This is a genomic window from Brucella sp. NBRC 14130, from assembly GCF_040371715.1.
Taxonomy (GTDB): domain Bacteria; phylum Pseudomonadota; class Alphaproteobacteria; order Rhizobiales; family Rhizobiaceae; genus Brucella; species Brucella intermedia.
In genome coordinates, this window is the sequence record NZ_BAABTE010000028.1 from 1 (window position 1) to 19,868 (window position 19,868).

The window sequence follows — 19,868 nt, forward strand, 5'->3', positions numbered from 1 at the left end:
ACGAACGATGCGGCCCGCGCGCGGGCCTCAGTGCCGGATGCGCAGCAGCCGAGAAGGACAAGCGATCGTCACCGGCATCGGCGGAGACGGCCGCAGGCTGGCTCCGTGCCCCTTCGCATAGAGCGCGGCCGCCCGAAACGGGCGGTGGCCCATGGCACAATCGAAGAAGATCATCGACGTGGAGAAACCGACCGTTACCCACGAGGCTCCGGAAAACCCTACGGCGCTATTGGGGAGCGCGGGTTTCCTCCGCCTGCTCCGCTCACCGGCGGGGCCGGTTCGCTGCGGCCGCGGCCGCGCCGTCCTCACGGCGCTGCGGCTGGATAACGATCGGCACCATCGGGAAGCGGTCGTTACGAGAAGAGAAGGGCAGGGAGGACGAGGCCCGGCCTATTCCGTCCTGCTCAACCATGGGATCGCCGGCGGAACTTAAGCGGCCGGACAAAGACTTGCCTATCGAGATTCGGACGCCTACTCTGTGCCAGATCGCGGCGGATTCGCCGATGCAATGCGCCGGTGGCTGTCGAAACCGATTGACGTGGACGCCCCTCGACACTATGTTGAGAGGTAACAACTAACCCAGCATCCTGAGAGACATGGGCTCCGGGCGGTTGGGGGAAAAAGCCGGCGCAAGCCGGTTTTTTTATGTCTTGGGGGCAGGGCGTGCCGGCGTTACGAACACGCGTCTATATCGACGGCTACAATCTCTATTACGGGTGCCTGCGCAAGACGGCCTTCAAGTGGCTCGACGTCCTTGCCCTGTTCGAGACGCACATTCTGCCGACGATCCTCTACCGGCCCGCGCCGGATAGTCCGCCGGCGACGATGGCCCTGCATCCAGACTGCGCGATCAAGTATTTCACCGCGAAGATCATCGAGAGCGCGTCGAAGGGCGAGGATTCCGTGTCGTCGCAAGCCCACTATCACAATGCGCTGACGACGCATTGCGGCGGCCGGCTCTCCTTCGTGATGGGCCACTATGCTCTCTACAAGGCCAACCAGCATATCGTTCCCGCAGACGATCCGAAGCGCTGGCCGCGCGACTGCGACAAGATCCAGGTCTGGAAGCTCGAGGAGAAGCAGTCGGACGTCAACCTGGCGCTTCAGCTCTATGACGACGCGCTGAGCGGCGATATCGACCAGATCGTGCTCGTCACCAACGACACCGATCTGGCGCCGGCACTGGAGATGCTGGAGGCGCGATGCCCGCATATCGTCCGCGGCCTGGTTATTCCGACGCGGAAGGTCGGGGCCGGCGGTGACCTCGAACGCGAGGCGAATGTCTCGCTGGCGAAGCACGCCCATTGGGTGCGGCGGCATATCACCGATGACGAGCTTCGCGCTTCGCAGTTGCCGGATGTCGTTCCCGGACATCGCCGTGCGAGCGTGAAGCCGCATTCATGGTACGCCAAGCCGCACCACCTTGCGAAGATGCTGGAGATGGCCCGTCCGGTCCTACGCAGTGAGGGTGAGATCCTGAAATGGGCGCGCCGGGAAAGCGCCCATCTTGGCGGCCGTCGCCCGATCGATCTGATCGAGACGGACGCGGGCGCGGTGGAGGTCTTCGACTATATCGAGGCGTATATCCGCGACCAGCTCGACAAAACCGGCCAGCCGGACGATCTATCCTCGTAACCTTGATGCCGATGGGCGGGAAGGGAGTTCGAGGGGTGGGGCTTTGGGGCACCCCTCGTCCTGTTCCAAACCGCTCGACGCGGTGAGGATCAGGCGGTCGGCAATGCGTAGTCGATTTGGCCAAAGCCATAGTGGATGATGTCCGCAAGAATAGCTCGGAGGCGGTCATCCCGACACGCGTTGGGGAGGTCGTGACGGCGGATGGCACGATATGCGACGACACTCACCCGTTCGTTCAGGTTGAATCGCGTTATGAAACCGGATGGTTCCATGGGACCGTCGCAGTCGATGAGGAGGCCATCAACGAGCACGGCGGCGTGGTCGGCGCGATCTGCTGCGTCGATGAGCACAACGATCTCTCCGCCGATGCATTGCTGTAGCGCCTCAGCGAACACGACGCAGCCCCCATCAAAGGGACCGCACCCGACACCATGCAGCATGGCGGTATAGAGCTGGCCATTGATCTCGGTCAGCAATCTTCGCCAAACGCCCGCGTACATTTTGGTTTCCTTTGACTTGGACATGATGGAGAGGGAACGCCGCCTGAACTATCTCCAACGGCCAGATGAGGAGAGGGGCGCTCTACGCGCGCCCGTCCTCATCCTGGAGCTGCTTGACGACACGCTTCGCCGCCCACCGGCCGTTCTCGTTCAAATGGCGCTGCCATGCACCATAGGAGGGAGACCAGCGGAAGCCGTTGGATTTCAGGAGGCCGCGCGTCGCGTCGTCGGGCTTATCGGGGAAGAAAAGCTGGATGCGCGCCGCCTCGATATTCTCGATGATCTCGATTTCCCCAAGGCGGGTTTCCACCTTCGTTTCAGTGTCGCCGCGCTCCTGCAACTGCTCCAGGGAAGCGAGGCGATCTTGAAGGCGGCGGATTTCCGCCCGGTCTAGCGTCGTGTCGAATTTCACCGGCATGCGGAAGGTCTCGGCGTGCTGCAAGGCGCGACCGATGACGTGGATTTCAATATCGGTCTGCTCGACCACGGCGCGCATGATGTCTGCCATTTCGGCTTTCTTCGCCCGCATGGTGCGGATGATCCGGTTCGCGGCCTTCGCCTGCTCGCAATCGTTCTCCAGTCCGGCAATCTTTTTCCTGATCCTGTCGAGGGCTTCCGGATCATTCGAGCGGATGGCCTCGCCCTCCGCGCCATAGGGGAAGGCATGGCGCTTTGCGGCCTTACGTGCCTTCCTGTCATGCTCGCGGATTTCTGCGCTGCGCGCATCGGCCGACCGCTGGCGCTTCTCGTTCCGCGCAACCGGAAAGTTGGCCGATCCGGTGACGAACCAGCTCATGCAGCGGCTCTCCGCCGCCCAGAATGCGCGGGTGATCGCCACATGCTGGATGGCGAAAGTCTGCTTTTCGTCCACGGCATTGAAGCTGGCCGCGACACCCTCCCGAGCGGCGAGCTCGTCCACATAGTCGCCGAAGGCGTTGATGCGGATGGCAAGGTCGGACAGTTCGCCGGCCGCGCGCCGTTCGGGGAAATGGCTCAAGGCGTCAAAGCTGCTGGTGATGCTCGCGGCCGTGATTCTGGTCGCATAGCTGCCGACCGTGACGACAAGGGTGCTGTTTTCAACGATTGCTATGGTCATGCCCGTTCTCCTTTACGGTTTCGCCGTGGGCGGAGCCTTCTTCCTTTGGTCCGAAGGACGTGCCCACACGTCCTCGGGACGAAGGGAGGGGGCGAAGACCGCTCCCGGCAGGGCGGCGGTCCGGTCATGGGTCGGCCGGTGAAAAAATCGGAAGGTTCGGCGCGCAGCGGTGAAAGCCGATTTTTTCGCCGGGCGACAGCGCCCTTGGGCGCGCTTGCCCGTTGGCCGGATCGATGGCCTGTCGTATGAGCGGCAGGGAACACGCGGCCCGCGTGCGGGCCTCAGTGCCGGATGCGCAGCAGCCGAGAAGGACAAGCGATCGTCACCGGCATCGGCGGAGACGGCCGCAGGCTGGCTCCGTGCCCCTTCGCATAGAGCGCGGCCGCCCGAAACGGGCGGTGGCCCATGGCACAATCGAAGAAGATCATCGACGTGGAGAAACCGACCGTTACCCACGAGGCTCCGGAAAACCCTACGGCGCTATTGGGGAGCGCGGGTTTCCTCCGCCTGCTCCGCTCACGGCGCTGCGGCTGGATAACGATCGGCACCATCGGGGAAGAGCGATATGGAAAAGAATGCCGCCGGGGTGAGCGGCGGCATTCAGGGGGGCAGGTGCATACAGGGGAGGAGGGCTGGGCACCCGCCCAACGCTTATGCTTGACTATGCGCCCTGCTCTTTGAAATGAGGTTGAAGAGCTTCGCGATGACGTCCGTCGTATAGACCTGTTTGCCGCCCTTTTCGTAGCTGCTGTTGGAGATCCGCGACTCGATATAGACGAGATCGCCCTGACCGACATTTTCCTTGATCCATTTGACCTGATCCTTGTCGAGGACAGTGACCTGGACCCAATCGGTGGCGCTCTTCCGTTCCCCGTCAGCATGCCATTCACGATTGGTCGCCACGTTCACCTTCAATGCATTTTCCAGCGGTATGACGTTGCCGACGTGGCCAAGCAGAGTATGCCGGTTAACTGTACGCATGGATTAAACCTTCCTTAACCGAGAAAAACCGTCTATCTGTTGAGCCCGAACCAATGCCGCTCGGTTTGGCCAGAGGTGTCATTCTTGATGTCGAAGTAATATGGCTCTGACCTGAGCGGTCGGGATATGGAGACCGTTTGTATGCAGCTCCGCTGCCGATCAGAACTGTAGAGACCGTGCGTTTTGCCCTGGCAAATGTTGACTGTCTTGACGCAGAGATCGCCCTCTCGGGCGAATCCGTCGCGGTCCCGCCTGCTTCCGACCTGATAGCCCTCCGGGCACTCCGCATATCTCTCGTGGCCCGGCGAACCCGTTCCCGCTTCGGGGCAGGTCGGCCAGTGGAAGCCCGGTTTTTTCATCGCGGAGATCAGGCGCGTCATTGGCGGGTGACAAGCGGGGACGCCCCTCCAGGATGGGTTGGACGAGGACGCGCAAAGCAGAACCTCGCACCCCCATTCGCTTGCAGCAGCGGGAGCTGGAAGCACCGCGGTCGTCAAAAACAGTCCGAGGACGATATGTGAAGGCATGGCTTTCGCGAACATCGGCAATCTTCTCATCAAACCCAGTAACGAGTAAATTATAGTTTATCCGACGATGACGAGCAAGCGCAAGAAGGCTGACACCGAGCTTGGAACGATGATCCTGCGAAACATGGCGAGGGTCATAGAACGAGAGCGTGAGAGGCGCGGCCTCAACAAGAAGGAAATGGCTCGCCTTTGCGAAGTGACATATCCCTTTTATTTTCAGATCGTTGACGGGACGGCAAATCCCTCGTTGCAGACGATCACGCGAATTAGCATCAATCTCGATGTGCCTTTGCAGGAACTCATGAGCGGCTCCGCACCTCTTTGATCGGCAACGATAGCGTTGACTGAACTCCCTGATCTCGCGGGCAGAATTCGTTTCCACACGTTAAGAGTGCTTGCCGGCTTCATAAACTATATTTAGCTTCCCGGTCGTGTAGGGTCGCCGGATGAATCGCTGCGTTCCCGGCGTGATGTTGGGGCATTTCCGATCATGAACTATTTTGTGGCTTCTGCTTTCGTCGTGCTTGCCTCAACGGCATATGCGGGTGAAAACCCGATGTGGCCGAAGAGCCTCACCTGGACCTGCGGGTTTTCGTCGGTCATTCGGTGTGAACGATCGATCGATTGCGCTGCGACGGCGGAGGTGGGGGAGGTTGTTCTAGACTACAGCGAAAATCGCCTGACGGATTGGAGAGGCACTATCCATCCGATCAAGCGCCACTACGTCCAGACGATCGCCGGCAGCCCGATCGCAAGCGAAGTGAAGATCGAACTCAATACGAACGAGGTGGTCTGGCTTTCACCGGCTGATGGCGCAGGGGTGTTTTCCGACAACTGGATCGGTGCGATGGTGTCGCCGATGACGGGTGTGATCGTGCAGGAGCTTCGGCCGTTGATCTGCAAGCCGACGAAATAGGGCGCGGGCAGCATATCCTCGCCAGTTACCAGGTGCCCACCTTTTCAAAGGACAACCTGACGCCCAGCGCCTGCACGATAGCGACGACTTCTGTGAAGGACAGGTCGCCATAACCATCCTTGGTCAACGACGCTTCGAGCCGCTCGCCCGGCAGACCTGTTTGCTCTGCGATCACCGACACGCCCTTGGCGCGAACGGCTATTCCGAGGGCATCCGCGATCTTGTCAATATCCTCGGTGGCAAAGGCGTCATCCAAAAACGCCGCGATCGTCTCGCCGGACAAAAGTTCGTCAATAGAAGCAGGTGTGGATGGCTTTTCATTCATGGCTTCAGCCTACGCGGCTCGACGACTGTGGTTGAATCTTAGCTTCGAAGGCATGATCGTCTCGCTGTTATCGGCGCGGGTCGCCTGTAGCCAGGAGAAGCCAGGCACGATCGTCGGCTTTGCGGTGAATGCCACCGGAATCGAATAGATATCCGTGGCATAGCGGTTCTGAAACCGGGCTTCAGCATTCTCGACGAAGGTCGGGCCGATGTCTCTGAACATGGACAACAGCAACAATGCGATCGCTGCGCCCGAGATCACCAAATAAGTTCCGACAGGCGTCACTGCGGGACTGAAGGCTGAAGCGTATGGGTAGGCAACCGTCGGAACGATCAAGGCGATCACGAAAAGATGGAGTTCCCACCAGATCCTTGGAGAGCGTGGAAGTTTCCTGGTTTCGTCGACCATCATCAATCTCCTGTATATTCATTAGTCGGCGCAAAAGATAGGCTATGGCCAAACGTTGATCAATTTCCCATAGTGCTTCACGGCATAACGTTACGTTATAACATATCGCATAAGTTCTATTATGGAACCGATCGATCACCAAAAATGCCGATCAGCGCCAAAGCATGGCTATCCAGAAGCTATTCTTGCGCCACAATTATGCATGCAGCCATCCCACCATACGGAACTTGCACGCACATTCTCACCCTGTTTGATCGTAGTCGTAAGATTGAATCTTCCTATATCAATCATGGGGATCAGATTTCTGAGGGGGGTGCCCAGAGAACCGCTATCAGGTGAGCGTGCTGTTCTTCGCGTGCGATACGCTGAACGTGCCTTCAGCCATCGGAGCCAGCGTCCGCACACGATTCTGATCGTGTTGGGGCGATTCCAGAATCTGTTGATGCGGTTTTCGGAGACGCTGATCAGGCCCATCCGCGCCGCATCCCGAATAGCATAGCGTGCCGTTGTGCATCCGACGCCGGCGCGTGCGGCGATTTCAGGCAATGACATATTCGATTGTCCGCGGTCCATCACCGCCCGCGCAATGACCGAAAGCACCGCAAGTTTGCTGACAGTGAAGGCTTCTGCCAAGCATGTAGGAATGATGCAGTCTTTGGCGAGCGCGCGCCGGCGAAGCCAGACAGATGACCGCATTTTCGACGGAATTGCAGGACGGCAACGGCCGACGCACGCTGGAGACCGAACCGAGCGCATTCCCTCCCTAATCCACTTCCGTCGGTGCTCGATCACCGGAGCCAGATAGTCCATCTCCTCGTCCGCGATCAGCCCTTCGCCGTTCAGCACCCAGGCCGCTTTCGCGCATTCATCGACTTGTTGATGCGAACCCGCTGCAAGCAGGCGCGCCAGTAGGTTCGGCCCATAGGCCGTCCGGTTCATGGCAAGCATGATCTCTCCATTTATTACGATGATCAGGGAGAGATCGGAGCACAAGGCACACGTATCCGTGGCAAGAATTAGCTTGCAGCGGTGGCGTCAATGTGCGAAAAAATCGATGGCTATAAAGACTTTTGCGCACATCATCGTGTGTCACTCGACCCGTCTCTCCGAGGCGGGTTTTATTTTGTCTATGACATAGGACCTCCATCTCACTTCCTGACGAAGCGAGTCACCAGAGTAATTATATTTTACTCATTGACCAACCATAAAGCTGAGCTGCCGCGAAATCGCCGCTTTTAACTCGTGTAGGGGTTGCGCGACAAATGGGCTGGCGGAATCACATCCGCCCGTTCTGCCATCAGCTTATCGAACGCTCCTCCGCCATACTCCTCGAACAGGGATCGAACGTTCCCTCGTCTTCGACGCTGTGCGACGGGAAAAGGAAAGGATGACCGCAAATGGCCAATGAGAGTGCCGCTGAACTCGTGCAATATCTTGCTGAGGAACTTCGACGCCGAGGGACGACGCTCCCTAAATTCGCAGAGATAACGGGTATTTCGGAAGAACGGCTGGAATATCTTCAATCCGGCGCCTGGCGTCGCCTGACTGTCAAGGAAATCGGCACGATCGCGGAGTGCTTACAAGTCGACCTCGATGCAGTTTGGTCAGTTCTTGTCGAGAAGCATGGCAACGGGATGGGTGAAGTGCCCCGACCATAGCCCGCTTCCATTATCCTTGGCGATCGATTCGGCAACAGCGTATGCAGCGGAAACCGGCGTGCCGGAAGGATAGACAGCGGCGAATGCAGCGCCAGAGGATATGAGCGCGGTCCCGACGTCAACCGTTGCATTGTCGAGCAGGGCGGCGCAGACGACAAAGGAGGCATCGTCATTTGCTCGGCCGACAGGCTGGCAGCTGACCGAGCCAGTCGAGAACAGGGCTGCGAGAGATGCTATCGACATCATCCCGCAATCGCTTTCCGCACCGTCCGGCGCACGAAAGACCGTCCCTCGAATACAAGCCTGCACGCCAAACAGCCGGAATTTCCGGCCATCGTATTGCCAACTATCTCCTGTTTCAAAACGCACGGCCGGAGGAAACGAGACAGTTTCCTCCTGTGCGTGTGCCGTTGTCGCCAGCAGCAGAGCCATGCCGAACGAGAGCTTAATCCGCATTCTGGAACCCCATCGATCGTGAAAGCGATTGCGATTCTTCGAGGTCCGGGCGACGGGAGCGGCCGTCCTGCGTCCGCCCGATTGCCGCCAGGCCGAGAAAGACCATGCTGTCGTCATCGTTGACGGTTTTGAACGGCTCGCCGTTTCCACCAACGAGGACGAAGCATGAGGCCGGTATGGACGCCCCGTCGGCAGGTGTCAGCAACAGGGTCTTGCAAAGGATGACGCTGCCACGTCTGTTATAGACCGCATCAGCATAATCGCGTGCGGCATCAGTACAGCTCCATGATTGCACCCGGTTATAAACGACGTTTTCTGTCGGGCAGGGAGCCAAACCACGCAGGGCGATACGATGGCCCGCGATTGTTCGCTCGACGGGGCTGTCGATCTTGATTTTCCCTTCCAGCTTTTCCGCAGACCGCGCCACAAGCCTTCCATCAGCGTCGAAGCGTTCCAACACGAACATCCTCGCCCCTTCTTGCCGGTACTGGCGAAGATAGTTTGGCGAGGGTTCCCTATAGGGATCCTCGCCCTCCGCAACCGCGAGGCTCGCACCTCCGGCCAAGACGTAGGCAGCAAGCCCCATAACCTTGAGTTGTTTGTGCATAGCAGAAAAAGCCATTTCTGAATTGACAGGGGAATCCCATACGAATTAACTATAGTTTATTCCTTAATGCGGCAACCCGGACGATCGAAGTGAAAACCACCCTGCTTATCCTCCTCATCTCCACCTCGGCGATGTCCGCGCAAGCGTGCGAGCCGGTCGATGCGGATCGCGTCCTGGAAATGGTCCGGACGATCGCCACCGAAGAAGAACTGGACCCCGATCTGGCGCTCGCCGTGGCCGACGTCGAGAGCGCCGGTGGCAGGCATCAGGTCTCCGACGCAGGTGCCGTCGGTATCATGCAGTTAATGCCGGAAACCGCCTCCGACTATGGCGTGACGGACCGTTGCGATCCCGAGTCGAATATCCGCGCCGGCGTCCGCTACCTCAAGAAGCTCTATGGCGAATTCGACGATCCCCTCCTGATGCTCGCCGCCTACAATGCCGGTCCCGAGCGGGTCTATCGCAAGGAAGGCATTCCCGAATTCAACGAGACCGCCCAGTACATCGTCAAGGTGATGAACCGCTGGACCCTGACCGCAAAGGCTTCGGCTGCGAAAGAGCGGCGCGGCGGTCAAAGTGCTCACAAAGAGACGGTCGCGATGGCCTCATCGCCCTGGCGCGACGAGCACGTCTGGACGGCCGACTAGCATGGTCGTCCCTCCCCATTCCATCCTCCCAAGCATGAAGGACATTCGAATGAGCATTTTCCCCATCAGGCCGCGCTCGGGCGGTAAGACCGCCCTATCGTTGGCGGTACTTGCGACTTCACTCGCACTGGTCCCCGAATTCGCGCATGCGCAATCCGCAACGCCAATCGAGAGCGTTCTTGACTGGGGTGTCACGGTTCTTCAGGGCAACGTCGCAAGGTCGTGCATGATCATCGCGGTTTGCGCCATGGGTTTCCTGTTCCTCACCGGCCGCATGGCTTGGCAATGGGCATTCTCCATCATCATCGGCATTGCGATCATCTTCGGCGCAGGCGAATTGGTCGACGCAATGCGGTCCTCGGCGGGCATGTGACATGCATGACGACGCGCCCGACGTAGAACCGCTGATCCTGCCATTGACGCGCCCGCCCTTGTATTTCGGCGTCGACATCATCGTGTTCGTGCTCAATGGCATGTTCGGGATCGTCATCTTCATCGCATCATCAAATTTTCTGGCGCCTCTCGTCGTCCTGCCCATCCATTTTATCGCGCTCTACCTTTGCCAGCGGGACATCCACATCGTCCGCGTGGTGCAGGTGTTCCTGTCGATGCGCCGGGCGATCCGCAACAGACGCTTCTGGAAGGCGGGGAGCTACACCCCATGAACATCGTCAATCACGACCTGAAGTTCGGACGCGAACGCGCCCGCGATCTAGGGATCGGCACACACGTTCCCTACCTTCGCCATGTCGACGAGGAAACGATCGTCACCAAGTCCGGCCTGTTGCTACAGGTGATCCGGCTATCCGGCCTCCCCTACCAGACCATGGACCAGGCCGAGATCAACGCGCGGCTCGCGAACCGTAACATGACGGTCCGATCCCTCGGATCGTCGCGTTTCGCGCTCTATGCCACCATCATCCGGCGCAAGATCGCCCCGGCCATCGAGGGCGATTTCGACAACCCCTTCGCCGACGAATTGAACGCCCGCTACATGGACGGGCTGAAGCGCCGGACGATGTTCGTCAACGAGCTGTACCTCACGGTGATCCGCCGCCCGATGACCGGACGCGCCGGCAAGGTCGACCGCATGTTCGACGTCTTCCGCATGGCCGACAATGAGGTCGAGGCCAGGGGCGAGGCACTGCGCGACCTCAAGGACATGGTCTCGGGCATCGCCGGCGACTTCCGCTCCTATCGCCCGGAAATCCTCTCCTGCGTCACCCGCGACGGCGGCCTCTATTCCGAGCCCGCCGAATTCTTCGCCAAGATCCTCGCCGCCGGTGACGAGCGGTCGATGCCCCTGCCCCGCATGTCGCTCGCCGATTATGTCGGGACGGGCCGGATCATGTTTGGCCGGAAGGCTACGGAAATCTGGTCGTCCGACGGCGCGACGTCGAAGGTCGCGGCCATGGTGTCGATCAAGGAATATCCGCCGATGACGACGCCCGGCCAGCTCGACGGCCTACTTCGCCTGCCTTACGAATTCATCGTCACCCACTCTTTCGCGCCGGAAGACCGAACGACGGTCACGGAGGCGATCTCCACCATCAGCCGGCAGATCGCGAACTCCGACGACGGCGGCACGGCGGTCGAAGACGATATCGAGACAGCGCGTGACCGGCTCGCCTCCGGTGAGGTCGTGTTCGGCAAACATCATATGACGGTCGCGGTGCTCGAGCGCGACCTTGCACGGCTTAATCGCGCCGTCGCCGACGTCACTGCGGAGCTGGCCCGCATGGGCGTCGTCGCCGTCCGCGAGGACCTCAATCAGGAAGCGTCCTGGTGGGCGCAGCTGCCGACCAACTTCTCCTACATCGCCCGGCAGGGCCTGATCTCGTCGGTGAATTTCGCCGGGCTGTTTTCCGCGCACAATTTCCCGTCCGGGCAGACGCATAAGGTGCATTGGGGATTGCCGATCTCACTCCTGGAGACCACCAGCCAGACGGCTTACTTCTTCAATTTCCATGAGGCCGATGTCGGGAACTTCACCGCTATCGGGCCGACCGGCTCGGGCAAGACGGTGGCGCTTTCCTTCCTGCTCGCCCAGGGTATGCGTGTCCAGCCGCGCCCGCGCTGCGTTTTTATCGACAAAGACAGGGGCGGTGAGATCTTCGTTCGGGCCATGGGCGGGCGCTACGAGCGGCTTTCGCCGGGCGAGCCGACCGGCTTTGCGCCGTTGCAGCTCGACGATACCCCGGCCAACCGGAGCTTCGGCAAGACCCTGATTTCCTATCTCGTCACACCATCGGATCGCGTGCTCAACGCCGAGGAGATGGCGGTCATATCCGATGCCGTCGATAGCATCTATACCGACTTCGAGCGCCCGCAGCGTCGTCTCGATATGCTCACCGAAGCACTGAGCGGGCGCATGCGGTCCGGCATCGGCGACCTTGCCGACAGGTTGAAGGAATGGACCACGGGTGACAAGGGTTGGCTCTTCAACAACCCCACGGACAAGCTCGACTTCTCAGGCTCTGTGATCGGTTTCGACATGACCGATATCTTATCTGACAAGCGCACGCGATCGGCGGCCCTGCTTTATATGTTCCACCGCATCCAGGAGATCCTCGACGGCCGTCCATCTATGATCTTTCTCGATGAGGGCTGGCGGCTGCTCGATGACGAGGTGTTTTCCGTCTTCATCAAGGACTGGCTTAAAACCATCCGCAAAATGAACGGCATCGTTGGCTTCGGCACGCAGTCGGCGGCCGACGTCGTGAGATCCGATCTGCGCAACACGATTATCGAACAGACGATGACAAACATCTTCTTCCCGAACGCCTCCGCCGACGAGGAAAGCTACCGCAAGGCATTCGGTCTGTCGGAGAAGGAATTCCGCTTCGTCAAACAAGCCGACAAAACAAGCCGGACCTTTCTCATCAAGCATGCGCAGGACTCAATTATTGCCCGGCTCGATCTCTCGGCAATGCCGGACCTGGTGAAGGTGCTGTCCGGCCGACCGGAGACGGTGCGCGAGTGCCAGACGCTCCGCGAAACCTATGGCGAGGCGCCGGCCGCCTGGCTCCCACATTTCTGCGGCTGGACGATCCAGGAGGCAACCGATGCGTAGAGCGATCATTCTCCTGCTGTCTGCGACAATGGCCGGAGCGCCTGCGCCGTTGGCCTGGGCCGATATTCCTGTCATCGATGACGATGTGAAGGACAAACGTGCCGAGGACGAGGAGCACTCGAAGAAGGACACGGAAACGCAAGCCGACCAGCTCGAAGAACAGGAGATCACCAACTGCAACATCTCCCAGAAGGAGAAGAACCGGCGACTCTATCGTTCGCCGGCGCAGGCCGTGAAAGAGGACGCGAAGAACGTCGAGCTGATCAAGCACTATGCGGAAAAATACAATGTGCCCGTCGGCCTCGCTCTTTCGGTGGCGCACGCCGAATCCGGGATTTCGACGTGCTCGGGTTCACCTACCGGCGTCAAGGGCGTGATGCAGCTGACGAAGCGGACTGGCAAGGGCATGGGCTTCGACCGCGACATTAACGAGGAAAACATCGAGGGCGGCGTCAAATATCTCGGGATGGGCGTCAACAAATGCGGCAGCACCGACTATGCATGCCTCGCCTCCTGGTACAACGGATCGACCGCAGCCGAGCAGAAGAACTGGGCGGGAAAAGTTGGACGGAACCACACCTGGTTCAACGCCTATGCCGGCGGCTCGAATATCGAGGATATCGCCTCGCCCTCGTACAAATCCTATGTCGACTATGGCTCGGGCGCGACGCGCAGCTCGAACAGCGCCGCGGCCGGCGCGGTCGACCGGGCCGTTTCAGGGATCGACGCGAGTTCGGCGCGCGTCCAGGAGGCGGGCCGGCGTATCGATGCGCTGTCGGTCTCCGTTGGCGCCTCCGAGATCTACCAGGATGCCTGGGATGACAACACGCAGGCGCGCGCCGTCAACGCCGAGCTTCTGAACAACCTGATCACTGCCCGCAATCTCTTCAACGAGCTGCTGCAGGCGCGCATGCAGATGCGCCTCTCGAAGACGTCCGAAACGGCCAAGACGCTGAAATCGGATTCGAAGGTCAATCCGTATAGCTGCGACCCCGTCATCCTCGAAGAAATGAAGGTGCCGCGCAAGGATTGGCCGCGCTGCGCCGTTGTCGCGGCAGAGGACGCTGATACCGAGTTTCTGTCGTCCGGTGGCTCCAATCGCTCGATCGGCGACAATCTTTCATCTATCCAGAATGCCGCAAACGCGGCAGATTAAAGGGGGTAATTCATGAACAAACTTCTCGTCGTCACCGCCGCCCTCGCCTTCTCGACGCCGGCGCTCGCCGACATTCCGGTGATCGACAACACCAATCTCGCGATTGCCAAAAAGAATGCCGAAAACACCGGCGAGATCATGAAGACCAACACCAACATCCTGGAAAAGACCAAGGAAATCCTCGGCGCGCTATCCGGCAGCCGCGACGGGTCGATGGGGATTTCCTCGACCGGCCTCGGCGGAAATATGTCGGTATCGGCCGCGCCGTCCTTCTCGTCGATCATGAACGGCGGCACGCTCTCCTTCGGCGGCCTTGGCTCCGACGCGCAGAACATCGCCGCCACCCTGATCAACGGCCTTCAGCTCGTGAAGCAGGTCAAGGCGATTGTCGAGGGCGACGACGCCGGAGCGATGAACAATGCGTTCTCGGGTGCCGTCAACACGGTCGCGCTGCTCTCGGCTCTGACCCAGCAGGCGACGAAAGGCGTGACGCAGCGCGAGCAATCGCTGCAATCGGCCACCGGCCAGATCGGCTCTGCCGAGGACGTCAAGGGCTCGGTCGACGCCAACACCCGAATGCAGCTGGAGACCGCGCGCACGATCAACGAGTTGATCGGCGTCTCGAATGGCGCGGTCTCGGCCCTCAACACCGAGATGCAGATGCGGCTGACGCAGCAATCGGAAACCGCAAAGATGCTGCAATACAAAGACATCAACCCGTTCAAGTGAGGCCACATGCGTTTGATCGTTGCCACGACGCTGGCGGGCCTTGTCTTGCTCGCCGGTTGCCAGACGAAGGGCGAGAAGAAAGCCCCCTGCCCGCCGATATCGGGGTATGCGGCGCCCGCCGATGACCTGTGCGGCCCAGCTATGCAGGTCAATGACGCCTTCGCGCCTGTGCTGAAGGAGTGAGCTGTTGGCCGCGACCACGATCATCTCGGACATCTTCTCCAAGCTCGACGCCATTGGTGAGACGTTCATCAAGAACGCCTATGACGGCCTTGCGCTTCAGGTGAATGTCCTGTTCGGGGCGATGCTCACCCTCTATGTCATCTGGTGGGGCTACATGATCCTCGCCGGTCGGGAGGGTTTTTCCGTACCGGACGCGGCTTGGAGGCTCGGCCGCGCCTTTTTTATCTACTATATGGCGACAAATTGGGGAGCGTTTTCCGCCACCCTCTACAAGCTCGTGCAGGCCGTTCCGAACCTGATCTCCGACACGATCATCGAGTCGATCGCCGGAGCCGGCGGTATCCTCGACGGCGGAACGGACGACACGACCGGCGTGGTGAAGATCCTCGATGCCGTGTTTGAGACGGCTGGCAAGGTCTATGAGCAGGTGGCGACCGGCACCTTCGAATATGTCGGCGCATTGATCGGCGCGGTGGTCTTCGTCGTCGCGATGATCTTCATCGCCGTCGCAGCGGCTGCGATCCTCGCCGCCAAGCTCATGCTGTTCATCACGCTGGCGCTTGCGCCGGTGTTCATCATCCTGGCGCTTTACCGCTGGACCTTCCGCTTCACCGACGGGTGGCTGCTGCTGATGGTCAACCTGATGGTGACGCAGACCTTGATGATGGCGTTCCTTGCCTTCCTCTATCAGCTCATCGAACTCGCCATCAACACGGCCAACAACACGGCGACGGAAAGTAAGCTCTCCTATGTCGCGCCATTCGTGATCGTCTGCCTTCTGGGGATCGTGGTCTTCCGTTTCATTCCGTCCTTTGCGAGTGCGATCGTCGGCGGCATGCCACTTGGTCAGGGAGATACACCAGCCCTCGGCGGTTGGCGCTCGACCCTATGGGCGACAAGGCAGGTAACAGGGCGCGCCAGAATCATGTCGGCTGGACTTGCCAAGCGCCGTACCGCCTCGGACGTGAAGGCCGCCCGAGCGAGAGCGATCCAACGCGAGACCGAGAAAAATGGTCAACTTTGAGGTGGAAGATGCCGGCTGGGAGAGTTAAATATAGTTTCAACACAAGGAGGCCGGCATGCGGAATCTCGATGAAGCTCGGCGCCTGAACGGCGCCATGCACGAGCAGATCCGGATCAACGAAGAGATCGCGGAGCAATCCAAATCTGACGCGAAACCGGGAGAAGCCAAGTGGGCTATTCTCTTCATCCTGATCGTCATTCTCATCAAGCCGATCGCTGACTATTGCATCGATCTCTACAACACGCTCGCCGGCTACGCGCAAAGCCTTGGCGGGTTGTTCGGGTTCTGAGCGAGGAGGCTTCGGTATGAAGAAAATAGTGTCGACGATGCTCGCGCTCGGCCTGCTGATCCCCGGCGCGGCTTGGTCGCAAACGCCTAGTTCGATCCTGCCCGTGCTGACGGGCGCCTATGCACCGGCCGAAGGTGGCTGCGAAGCTGCGGCCGCCGCGTTCATCTATATCGAGGATAAGGCCATCGGCGCCAACAAGACCGCCGGCAAGGTTCTTTCCGTCAAGCAGGACGGCAGCTCGTATGTTCTCGATGTCTTGTGGATCGAGGCCGGATCGGACGAGGCAGATGGCGATCGCGATACCGTCAAGATCGACGTGAAGAACGATCGCTCTTTCATCTTCTCCAACACGGCGTCCAAGAAAACGCTGATGCGCTTGTGCAGCTAAGACCTCGTTCGGCTGCACCGAGGAGCTGAACGCTCCTTACACCCAGGCTTGGCAGATCGATCCTAATCACCGACTTGCTCGGTCGAGGAGATCGCTTGGCCAAGTGAATAAACTATAGTTTCCTCGCCACCGATGGCGACCACCGGATACCCCAGATGACGAACGCAGAGCCAGCCGAAAATACGCCCGAAACCCCGCCGATCGACCTCACCGCCTATTGGAAAGCCGGCGCATCCTGGGAGGCTGAACTTTATCGCAAGGAACGCCGCTCGCGAAAGATCGCCTGGACGGTCGCCACCGCCGCCGGAATTTCCACGCTGCTCAGCCTGTCGGCGCTCAATCTCCTTGTGCCGCTGAAGCAGTTCGAGGCCGTGGTCGTAATCGCCGACAAGACCACCGGCTTCGTTGAGGTCGCCCGTTCCCTGGACGAAAGCAAGCTTTCCGAGAACGATGCCATCAAGACTGCCAACATCGTCCGCTATATCCGGGCGCGCGAGACCTACGACCCACGGGCGCTGAAGGACAATTACGATCTCGCCCAGCTCTATTCGACCGGGCAGGCCGCAGCCGACCTCCGCCATGACTTCGAGCCGTCGAACCCGCAGTCCAAGGACAAGGTGCTCGGGCGCAACACGCGCGTCGCCGTCACCATCAAGTCAGTTTCGTTCCTCAACGCCTCCACGGCGACTGTCCGATTCTCGACCGAGACCCGCCGCGACAACACCCTTCGCCGCGAGCACTGGGTCTCCGTGGTTCGCTTCCGCTATACGACGGCGCCTTTGAAGAACGAATATCGCTTCGACAATCCGCTCGGCTTCCAGGTCGTCGAATATAGGCGCGACCAAGAATCGCTGCCAGAGGTGCTGCCAGCGGACAGGGCGGCGCGATGATGCGGAAATCTCTTCTCGCCCTCGCGGCGCTCGCGCTTCTCGCCACGGCGACCAGCTCGTCCGCAGCCGATCCCCGTATCCGTTACATCACCTTCAACAACAATGCCGTGGTCACCGTGCCGGCCGGCCTCGGCGTCTCCACGATGATCCAGCTTGGCAGCTCCGAGGTGATCGAGACCATCTCCGCCGGCGATACAGCCAGCTGGTCGATCGTGCCGAAGAAGGGCTCCGGCATCCTCTTCGTGAAGCCCCTGCGCGAAAATGCCGAGACCAACGTCAACATCGTCACCAACCAGCGCGTCTATGCCTTGCTCCTGAAAGGCTCCGCTGCGGCCGACCTGCGCGCCGCCTTTCAGGTACGCTTCAAATATCCTGATGAAGACGTCAATGCCCGGCTGCTGGCCGCCGCGCAGGAGAGCGCCAAGGATCCATTGCTGAAGGACCTCGATCCGAACCGCCTGAACTACGATTATGTCTTCAAGGGAGACACCAGCCTGAAGCCGCGCGTCGCCTTCGATGACGGCACGCATATGTATCTGGAGTTCCCCGACGAAATCCCCGCAATCTTCGTCGTCGAAGGCAGGCGTCAGGAGTCGCTAGTCAATCTGCGCACGCAAGGCAAGTATGTCGTCGTCGACAAGATCGCGGCGCAGTTCACCCTGCGCGCCGGCGACAAATGGCTTTGCCTCTATAACCGGCAGGCCAATCGCCAATCCTTCGACCTCATCGAGGACGCCTACGGGCCGAAGCGCCTCGGCCACAAAGAGGAGCGCCAGCGTTGAGCAAGATCGACTTCGACCACCTCGATGGACAAAGCAGCGTGGCGAGCGATCGCAATGGCCGCCTCGGGAAGCTGGCCTTGCCGCTCCTCCTTGTCGCCGGCGTCGGCGTGCTTGCCTATGTCAACTGGCCCGCTGGACCGCAGAACCCGACTGTGACAGACGGAACCGGCGAGACCTTCGAGACCTCCAATTCCAGCATCCGCAATTTCCCCGATGAACCCGTCAAGCAGGCCGCCGATCCGAACCTCGTTCAGCTTCCTGTCGAGGAAAAGAAGCCAGTCGATCCCGCAACGGTCGACGTCAAGGTCAATGAGGGCGATGATCTTGAAAAGCTCCGCCAGATCGAGGAGGCGCGTCGCCGCGCTGAGGAAGAGCGTCTTCGAATGGAAGAAGCACGCCGGCGGGCCGAAGAGGAAGCACGGCTTGCCGAACTTGAGGCCAAACGCCGGGAGGACGAGGAAAAGGCACGGTGGGAGCGGCTGCGCTCCGAGCAGATCGTTCTTGACGGCTCGAACCGAGAGACACTTTCCGGCGACCAGGCGGTGACCATCGCCGACGATGGCCAACTCGTCGCTGTCCCCGGCGCGGAAAGCGACGCCAACAAGGCTTTCCTCGCCCAGTCGGAAAAGCAGACGGCCGGCATCGTGAAGGCGACCCGCTTCGACCGGACGGATGCGCTCATCGCCCAGGGCACCATGATCCGGGGTTTCCTCGAGACGGCGATCAATACCGATCTGCCCGGTATGGTGCGCGCCGTCGTGCGTGAGGACGTCCGCTCTCTTGATGGTGGCCGCATCCTCATTCCGAAGGGTTCGCGCCTGATTGGGGAATACAAGTCCGGGCTGGCGCGCGGCCAGAAGCGGATCTTCATCGTTTGGTCTCGCGTCATCCGCTCCGACGGAGTCTCTGTCGAGATCGCCTCTCCCGGAGCTGACCGCCTCGGCCGCGCCGGGCTCACCGGCGAAATCGACACGCATTTCTGGGAGCGGTTCGGTTCGGCGATCATGTTGTCGGTGATCGGCGGCGCGGCGGAATACGTCTCGTCTCTCGGCAACTCCACCACGGAAAGCGCCCGTTCCATATCGACGGTCGATCCGATCACCGGCGCGGTCACGACCATCACCACCGAGCCGAGCCGCACGGCCGCTGAAGCCCGCTCGATCGCCGCCGAAAAATCCTCGGCCATCCTCCAGGACATCGCCAACGAAGCCTTCAAGGAAAGCTCGAAGATCCCGCCGACGATCTATGTCGCCCAAGGCGAGTCCATCATCGTATTTCTGCGGCGCGATCTCGACTTCTCAGCCTTTTATGCCGATCCGGTCCGGCAGGAATTGATGCGGCTGAAGCGTGGCGGGCAAATACGCCGCGCCATCGATCCGACTCCCTATTATCCTGCTGCCCCGGTTTACAAATGAAGCAGTTCCCGTTTCTCGACAAAGCTCTGGAGCGGCTGAAGCCCTTTCTAACCGATGAGCGCGTCTCGGAAATCTCGGTGAATCGGCCCGGAGAATTGTTCATTGAGCGCCTCGGCGTCAGCGGAATGGAGCGTGTCGTCGACGCGCAGTTTTCCGTCGAATGGATCAGGACATTGAGCGAGC

At 60.2% G+C, this 19,868-nt stretch carries 25 protein-coding genes and 1 pseudogene; 18 read left to right on the plus strand and 8 right to left on the minus strand.

The genetic code is table 11. From position 1 onward, the window contains the following. Positions 1 to 151: 151 nt before the first annotated feature. Together ABWW28_RS26265 and ABWW28_RS26270 are read left to right on the plus strand one after the other, a co-directional pair. The gene (locus ABWW28_RS26265; RefSeq protein WP_234189854.1) at positions 152 to 433 is read left to right on the plus strand and encodes a hypothetical protein; all 282 of its coding nucleotides are present in this window, start codon (positions 152 to 154) and stop codon (positions 431 to 433) included. A 230-nt stretch (positions 434 to 663) separates the two neighbouring features. Beyond that, a complete protein-coding gene (locus ABWW28_RS26270) occupies positions 664 to 1,635 on the plus strand; it encodes an antitoxin Xre/MbcA/ParS toxin-binding domain-containing protein (protein WP_322340623.1) in 972 nt (323 codons plus the stop codon). An 89-nt stretch (positions 1,636 to 1,724) separates the two neighbouring features. Here the strand turns inward: ABWW28_RS26270 and ABWW28_RS26275 are convergent, their stop codons facing one another. From ABWW28_RS26275 to ABWW28_RS26285, 3 genes are all read right to left on the minus strand, one after another. After that, complete coding sequence (locus ABWW28_RS26275; RefSeq protein WP_234189852.1) at positions 1,725 to 2,135, minus strand: hypothetical protein; 411 nt, start codon at positions 2,133 to 2,135, stop codon at positions 1,725 to 1,727. An 82-nt stretch (positions 2,136 to 2,217) separates the two neighbouring features. Next, positions 2,218 to 3,231 (minus strand): hypothetical protein, encoded by a 1,014-nt coding sequence (locus ABWW28_RS26280; RefSeq protein WP_234189851.1) that lies wholly within the window; start codon positions 3,229 to 3,231, stop codon positions 2,218 to 2,220. A 651-nt stretch (positions 3,232 to 3,882) separates the two neighbouring features. Continuing rightward, positions 3,883 to 4,212 (minus strand): single-stranded DNA-binding protein, encoded by a 330-nt coding sequence (locus ABWW28_RS26285; protein WP_234189850.1) that lies wholly within the window; start codon positions 4,210 to 4,212, stop codon positions 3,883 to 3,885. A 594-nt stretch (positions 4,213 to 4,806) separates the two neighbouring features. On the opposite strand from ABWW28_RS26285, the gene ABWW28_RS26290 reads away from it, so the two are divergent. After that, positions 4,807 to 5,064 (plus strand): helix-turn-helix domain-containing protein, encoded by a 258-nt coding sequence (locus ABWW28_RS26290; RefSeq protein ID WP_234189849.1) that lies wholly within the window; start codon positions 4,807 to 4,809, stop codon positions 5,062 to 5,064. Between the two features lie 165 nt (positions 5,065 to 5,229). Continuing rightward, on the plus strand, positions 5,230 to 5,655 hold the full coding sequence (locus ABWW28_RS26295; protein WP_234189848.1) for a hypothetical protein: 426 nt from the start codon (positions 5,230 to 5,232) through the stop codon (positions 5,653 to 5,655). A gap of 25 nt (positions 5,656 to 5,680) precedes the next feature. On the opposite strand, the gene ABWW28_RS26300 is transcribed toward ABWW28_RS26295, so the two are convergent. From ABWW28_RS26300 to ABWW28_RS26320, 5 genes are all read right to left on the minus strand, one after another. Further along, positions 5,681 to 5,980, minus strand: a complete 300-nt coding sequence (locus ABWW28_RS26300; RefSeq protein ID WP_234189847.1) for an addiction module antidote protein — start codon at positions 5,978 to 5,980, stop codon at positions 5,681 to 5,683. 9 nt (positions 5,981 to 5,989) lie between these two features. Continuing rightward, on the minus strand, positions 5,990 to 6,388 hold the full coding sequence (locus ABWW28_RS26305; RefSeq protein WP_353392771.1) for a hypothetical protein: 399 nt from the start codon (positions 6,386 to 6,388) through the stop codon (positions 5,990 to 5,992). Between the two features lie 168 nt (positions 6,389 to 6,556). Beyond that, complete coding sequence (locus tag ABWW28_RS26310) at positions 6,557 to 7,336, minus strand: hypothetical protein (protein ID WP_234189845.1); 780 nt, start codon at positions 7,334 to 7,336, stop codon at positions 6,557 to 6,559. Between the two features lie 656 nt (positions 7,337 to 7,992). Then, positions 7,993 to 8,502 (minus strand): thermonuclease family protein, encoded by a 510-nt coding sequence (locus ABWW28_RS26315; RefSeq protein ID WP_234189844.1) that lies wholly within the window; start codon positions 8,500 to 8,502, stop codon positions 7,993 to 7,995. After that, positions 8,492 to 9,109, minus strand: coding sequence for a hypothetical protein (locus ABWW28_RS26320; protein WP_353392772.1), 618 nt, complete (start codon positions 9,107 to 9,109; stop codon positions 8,492 to 8,494). The genes ABWW28_RS26315 and ABWW28_RS26320 overlap by 11 nt, the downstream gene beginning before the upstream one ends. Positions 9,110 to 9,198: 89 nt before the next feature. Here ABWW28_RS26320 and ABWW28_RS26325 point away from each other — a divergent pair, with 89 nt between their 5' ends. The 14 genes and pseudogenes from ABWW28_RS26325 to ABWW28_RS26390 form a co-directional block, all read left to right on the plus strand. Beyond that, positions 9,199 to 9,756, plus strand: coding sequence for a lytic transglycosylase domain-containing protein (locus tag ABWW28_RS26325; RefSeq protein WP_234189842.1), 558 nt, complete (start codon positions 9,199 to 9,201; stop codon positions 9,754 to 9,756). 49 nt (positions 9,757 to 9,805) lie between these two features. Continuing rightward, complete coding sequence (locus ABWW28_RS26330) at positions 9,806 to 10,129, plus strand: TrbC/VirB2 family type IV secretion system protein (RefSeq protein ID WP_234189841.1); 324 nt, start codon at positions 9,806 to 9,808, stop codon at positions 10,127 to 10,129. 1 nt (position 10,130) lies between these two features. Continuing rightward, a complete protein-coding gene (locus tag ABWW28_RS26335; RefSeq protein ID WP_160787225.1) occupies positions 10,131 to 10,421 on the plus strand; it encodes a VirB3 family type IV secretion system protein in 291 nt (96 codons plus the stop codon). After that, positions 10,418 to 12,829: a VirB4 family type IV secretion/conjugal transfer ATPase gene (locus ABWW28_RS26340; RefSeq protein WP_234189840.1), complete on the plus strand. Its 2,412-nt coding sequence runs from the start codon at positions 10,418 to 10,420 to the stop codon at positions 12,827 to 12,829. The genes ABWW28_RS26335 and ABWW28_RS26340 overlap by 4 nt, the downstream gene beginning before the upstream one ends. Continuing rightward, the gene (locus tag ABWW28_RS26345; RefSeq protein ID WP_322340655.1) at positions 12,822 to 13,985 is read left to right on the plus strand and encodes a transglycosylase SLT domain-containing protein; all 1,164 of its coding nucleotides are present in this window, start codon (positions 12,822 to 12,824) and stop codon (positions 13,983 to 13,985) included. Before ABWW28_RS26340 ends, ABWW28_RS26345 begins: the two co-directional genes overlap by 8 nt. Positions 13,986 to 13,997: 12 nt before the next feature. Continuing rightward, complete coding sequence (locus ABWW28_RS26350; protein ID WP_234189838.1) at positions 13,998 to 14,714, plus strand: type IV secretion system protein; 717 nt, start codon at positions 13,998 to 14,000, stop codon at positions 14,712 to 14,714. 6 nt (positions 14,715 to 14,720) lie between these two features. Then, the gene (locus ABWW28_RS26355) at positions 14,721 to 14,897 is read left to right on the plus strand and encodes a hypothetical protein (protein ID WP_234189837.1); all 177 of its coding nucleotides are present in this window, start codon (positions 14,721 to 14,723) and stop codon (positions 14,895 to 14,897) included. 4 nt (positions 14,898 to 14,901) lie between these two features. Then, positions 14,902 to 15,921 carry a TrbL/VirB6 family protein gene (locus tag ABWW28_RS26360; protein WP_234189836.1) on the plus strand — a complete coding sequence of 340 codons (1,020 nt, stop codon included), beginning with the start codon at positions 14,902 to 14,904 and terminating at the stop codon, positions 15,919 to 15,921. 55 nt (positions 15,922 to 15,976) lie between these two features. After that, complete coding sequence (locus tag ABWW28_RS26365) at positions 15,977 to 16,210, plus strand: hypothetical protein (RefSeq protein ID WP_234189835.1); 234 nt, start codon at positions 15,977 to 15,979, stop codon at positions 16,208 to 16,210. Positions 16,211 to 16,226: 16 nt separating this feature from the next. After that, positions 16,227 to 16,598: a hypothetical protein gene (locus tag ABWW28_RS26370; protein ID WP_322340654.1), complete on the plus strand. Its 372-nt coding sequence runs from the start codon at positions 16,227 to 16,229 to the stop codon at positions 16,596 to 16,598. Positions 16,599 to 16,753: 155 nt separating this feature from the next. Continuing rightward, positions 16,754 to 17,488 (plus strand): VirB8 family type IV secretion system protein, encoded by a 735-nt coding sequence (locus ABWW28_RS26375; RefSeq protein WP_234189833.1) that lies wholly within the window; start codon positions 16,754 to 16,756, stop codon positions 17,486 to 17,488. Further along, positions 17,485 to 18,270, plus strand: coding sequence for a TrbG/VirB9 family P-type conjugative transfer protein (locus ABWW28_RS26380; protein ID WP_234189832.1), 786 nt, complete (start codon positions 17,485 to 17,487; stop codon positions 18,268 to 18,270). Before ABWW28_RS26375 ends, ABWW28_RS26380 begins: the two co-directional genes overlap by 4 nt. Further along, entirely contained in the window at positions 18,267 to 19,685 is a 1,419-nt protein-coding gene (gene virB10, locus ABWW28_RS26385) for a type IV secretion system protein VirB10 (protein WP_234189831.1), read from the plus strand. Before ABWW28_RS26380 ends, virB10 begins: the two co-directional genes overlap by 4 nt. Then, positions 19,682 to 19,868: pseudogene (locus tag ABWW28_RS26390) on the plus strand (P-type DNA transfer ATPase VirB11); the annotation flags it as partial. The gene virB10 and the pseudogene ABWW28_RS26390, both read left to right, overlap by 4 nt.